The organism is Clostridium sp. AM34-11AC, from assembly GCF_003435375.1.
Lineage (GTDB): Bacteria > Bacillota > Clostridia > Lachnospirales > Lachnospiraceae > Pilosibacter > Pilosibacter fragilis.
This window is the reverse complement of record NZ_QWGL01000071.1, coordinates 301-3,908: the sequence shown is the minus strand read 5'-3', so window position 1 is coordinate 3,908 and position 3,608 is coordinate 301. Positions and strand designations below refer to the sequence as shown.

Sequence of the window (3,608 nt, the reverse complement as noted above, 5' to 3'; positions counted from 1 at the left end):
GAAGTTTCTTTATATTATTTTATCTAGCACAACAGGTTAAAGTAAAAAAATACTTTGAAGACTATAATAAAATGCAAAAGAAAATACCTTTTGAATGGGTAAAAACTATAAAAAAGCATATGGATCGCTTAAAAGCAGCAGAGTGTTTTGGAGATTTTTTAGCATTAGGATTAGGAAAACCGGAACCACTTGAAGGGTATCAGCAAATTCGGTATTCGTTACATGTGGCACCAAATGCCAGATTGATTATTGAACCAAATGCAACGCAAGATACTATTATGATTTGTACCGAAATTGAAGTGGAAGGAGTGAGTGATTACCATGGCAGCAAAGAAAATTGGTATATCTCGTGATCTAATAATTCACCCGGGAGAAACTATTGCCGATGTGTTAGAAGACCGTGGAATTACGCAGGCTGAGTTGGCATCAAGAGCCGGGGTTTCTCCGGCTTACGTAAGTAATGTAATTGCGGGGAAAAAGGGCATATCTGCGAACTTTGCGATGGGATTAGAATATGCTTTAGGAGTACCAAAGTCTTTTTGGTTGAACCTTCAGGCAAATTATGAGGCGGAACTTTTAGAAATAAACGAAGAGCAAACAATTACTGATAAAGAACGCAGTGTACGAGAAGATTTAAAGGATATTGTAAAATATTTGAGGCAAAGAGGAATGATGCCTACAGGAGAAAATAAAGATGATTCCATTCTTTCTTTGCGAAAGGTTTTACAAATTAGTGATATAGCAAATTTGAAAGAAATGATTCCAGTTGGCGCTTTTCGTATGGCTGGTTATGCCACGGTAAATCCAAATGTGCTTGGCGCATGGATTCGTCTGTGTCAGCTTGCTGGAAACGATAAAATCATGTCAGCTAAATTCGAGAAAAAATATACTACTGATTTAATTCATGAAATAAAAAGTGTTATGTGCTGTAAAAACGCAGTGATACAAAGAGATTTAAAGAATGTAATGGAGAAATATGGAATAGATTTTTCAGTTGCAAGAAATTTCAGAGGTGCTCCTGTGCAAGGATATATTTCTCAAAAAAGTGATGGCATATATCAAATGGTTTTGACTATAAGGGGGGCATTTGCCGATATTTTTTGGTTTTCCTTATTCCATGAAATCGGCCATATTGTTAATGGAGATATAGGGAAAAATCTGAAATTTTTAGACTATGGTAATGATCAAGACAAAGAATTAGCTGCTGACCTTTTTGCAAGTAATATGCTCTTGTCTCCTAAAAGCTATGAAATGTTTATTCAAAGAAAGGATTTTTCTATTGAAGCAATTTGCAGATATGCTGAATCCCAGAATGTAATGCCATATATCGTTATAGGGCGCCTGCAAAAAGAAAAATATTTAGATTATAAAATGTATAGCAAGTATAAATTGAGATATAAGTGGAGTGATTAGATGAAATACTTTTGTATAAAATAGTCAATCTGATTATTTAGAACTTAAAATTTTACAACGGAGGATTATTAATGAGCCAGAGAGTATATATTAGTGCAGATTATTCTGCAGATGATGGTGATCGCGATGTGATCAATGAACTTCATTCGTGGGGAAAAGATGCCAAACATAAAGTGGATTATGTTGATACTGCGCAAGTTGCATCAAGAAGCATATCAAACGATAAAGATTGTCGCCCGTGTGATTTAAAGAAGGAATTTAATGCGCAGATTTGTGCCTCTTCAGCAGTTATTTTCATTGTTGGTGATAAAACAGCTTCCCGCACAGCTGGCAGCTCATGTAAGAGAAATAGTGATGGCGAGGGATGTGATTGTACACCATATAAGCAAAATGCGAATGGATCAGATACCTGTAAAATATATGGAAAAACATCAACACCAGGTCCCAATGATGACGTAGGATACATCAATGCATTTTCTTACCTTAAGCATGAATTTATGCAGGCACAAAAGAAGAATAAGACAATTATTATAGTTTATAATTCGCTGAATAAACAGTCAAAGTGGCTTCCTGCATACATGAATGCATATGAAGAAAATGCACATCCATTTTGGAAAAAGAATGCTCAGGGAGAAAAAGTTGGTGACTATCAATATATCAAAAAAGCACTTGGATATGAATAGAAAAATAGTTGTTTTTTATGACAAAATAAAAATATGGATTAAGTGTTTAATGGCTGAAAAAAATACCATCGCAGCAGTATTCAAATTAGGATATACGGCGATAGGTTATATTTCATCTGTTTTCGCTTTTTCAGTTCTTCTGAAAGATTTGATAGGATTTACTACAGCTGAAAATCTTTGTAAGAGATATTGGATGATTCTAATATTAATAGGCACCATCACATCTTTTGTTAAAAATCATGAACAGGTGTCTTACAAAAGTAAGGTAAAAGATGATGACCTTCAAGTTGAGGTTGAGGTAAATGATCTATTCTCCATAAAAGCGTCTAGTTATGTGATACCCACAAATACATATTTTCGCACAATTATGGAGGCTGAATATGTTAGCCCAAATAGTGTGCAAGGAGCTTTTCAACTCAAATATTTTGCAAAAAATATGAATGAATTGGATAAATTAATTGCAACTAGTCTCGAACAGCAGGGAGTTATTGGCAAAGCTAGTTCAGATATACATGGTCCAGTAAAGCAATATCCGGTAGGAACAGTGGCAAAAGTTGATGTAAGGGGAAAACATTTTTATTTTGTCGCTATAAATGATGTAAACAAATATGGAAAACCAATAAATCAAACATTCCACAATGTCGATATTGCTCTGAAAGGATTATTAAACGCTATACTTTTGTTTGGCCACTGTGATGATATTGCTACACCTTTAATGGGAACGGGAAAAGCTGCGATTCGAGAAGCAACATTAGAAAATGTTGTAAAAGAAACCGTTAATATTTTTGTTGACTCTAAAGACAAGATTGCTCGGAAGTTAACTATTTGTATTAGTCCCAAAGATTACCTTGAAGATAAGATAGATTTGAAAAGGATTGGGAAATATATTGATTATAAGTGTGAATTTAAATAGTATATACTCCATGGGGGTATTAGCATGAATTGGAAGGGGTAATGGCTTAATGGTTACATATCAATCTTGAATTCTAACTATAGAAAGAAACATTATACCGTTTATATGGAGAGGATTGTTAGAAGGCTATAAAGGAGATCCATAACTGGGAATGTAAGGGTTTTGGCGAAGTAACTGTTGTTGTTCCTCTGTGAATGAAAAGTCTAATCCCCCAGCTATGCTGGGGAGAATGGAATAAGTGGAGACTGTGAGGATAACAAAATAAAGCCTCCTGTGATATGACGAGAATGGTGTCGCAAGCCAAACTCAAAATCAAAGGAGGCGGTCCAAATGGACAATAGAAGTTTATCACATACCAGATGGAAATGCCAGTATCACATAGTATTTATACCGAAATACAGAAAAAGAATTTTGTATGGAAGATTAAGAGAAGACATTAAGGAAATCATAAGTACATTATGCAAGTACCGAAAAGTGGAGATCATAGCAGGTGCAGTATGTAAGGATCATGTCCATTTAAGCGTAGCAATTCCGCCGAAAGAAAGTATCTCAGATTTTATGGGATATTTAAAAGGAAAAGTACGCTAATGATTTACGAT

General features: G+C 34.8%; 5 protein-coding genes. All 5 read left to right on the top strand.

The window, feature by feature from the left end:
- A partial coding sequence (locus DW826_RS17530) for a hypothetical protein (protein ID WP_347466417.1) occupies positions 1-353 on the top strand: 353 nt, incomplete at its 5' end.
- Positions 322-1,413: a HigA family addiction module antitoxin gene (locus tag DW826_RS17525; protein ID WP_117471311.1), complete on the top strand. Its 1,092-nt coding sequence runs from the start codon at positions 322-324 to the stop codon at positions 1,411-1,413. The genes DW826_RS17530 and DW826_RS17525, both read left to right, overlap by 32 nt.
- Positions 1,414-1,484: 71 nt before the next feature.
- Positions 1,485-2,096 (top strand): hypothetical protein, encoded by a 612-nt coding sequence (locus DW826_RS17520; RefSeq protein WP_117471310.1) that lies wholly within the window; start codon positions 1,485-1,487, stop codon positions 2,094-2,096.
- Entirely contained in the window at positions 2,056-3,009 is a 954-nt protein-coding gene (locus tag DW826_RS17515; RefSeq protein WP_117553321.1) for a macro domain-containing protein, read from the top strand. The genes DW826_RS17520 and DW826_RS17515 overlap by 41 nt, the downstream gene beginning before the upstream one ends.
- Before the next feature lie 330 nt (positions 3,010-3,339).
- The gene (tnpA, locus tag DW826_RS17510; protein ID WP_242990701.1) at positions 3,340-3,597 is read left to right on the top strand and encodes an IS200/IS605 family transposase; all 258 of its coding nucleotides are present in this window, start codon (positions 3,340-3,342) and stop codon (positions 3,595-3,597) included.
- The last annotated feature ends 11 nt before the right edge of the window (positions 3,598-3,608 follow it).

Bases quoted from the DNA above. Each gene is read 5' to 3' on its own strand.
- DW826_RS17525 (WP_117471311.1), top strand. From the start codon at position 322: ATGGCAGCAAAGAAAATTGGTATATCTCGTGATCTAATAATTCACCCG.
- DW826_RS17520 (WP_117471310.1), top strand. From the start codon at position 1,485: ATGAGCCAGAGAGTATATATTAGTGCAGATTATTCTGCAGATGATGGT.
- tnpA (WP_242990701.1), top strand. From the start codon at position 3,340: ATGGACAATAGAAGTTTATCACATACCAGATGGAAATGCCAGTATCAC.